This window comes from Myroides pelagicus, from assembly GCF_009711055.1.
Taxonomy (GTDB): domain Bacteria; phylum Bacteroidota; class Bacteroidia; order Flavobacteriales; family Flavobacteriaceae; genus Flavobacterium; species Flavobacterium pelagicum.
Genome location: NZ_WMJY01000097.1, coordinates 1 through 427 on the forward strand (window position 1 = coordinate 1; position 427 = coordinate 427).

Here is a 427-nt window from a genome sequence, read left to right on the forward strand (position 1 = left end):
ATACAGCGCTGAAAGAGGCAAAGAGACATCTAAATGATAAGTACCACTACGTGGTAGATTTAGACTTAGAGAAATTCTTTGATACCGTTAATCATAGTCGGTTAATTGAACTCTTGTCTAAACGGGTAAAAGACTCACGTGTAATATCACTTATACATAAGTACTTAAGCTCAGGAGTTGTTGTAAATGGAAAGCTCGAACAGAGTAACCAAGGAGTTGTTCAAGGAGGACCTCTGAGTCCTTTGTTGAGTAATATAATGCTTCATGAACTAGATATGGAGCTCGAAAAACGTGGACACCGATTTGTTCGTTGTGCAGATGATTGTTTAATCTTCTGTAAGAGTAAAAGAGCATGTAAACGTGTAAAAGAGAGTATAACTCTATTCATAGAAACAGTACTATACTTAAAAGTCAATAAGGAGAAAAC

General features: G+C 36.1%; 1 protein-coding gene. It reads left to right on the forward strand.

Annotated elements, in window-relative coordinates; all coding sequences use genetic code 11:
• Window positions 1–427, forward strand: a 427-nt coding sequence (locus GJV77_RS14705; protein ID WP_240142901.1) for a reverse transcriptase domain-containing protein, incomplete at both ends; no start/stop codon positions are given.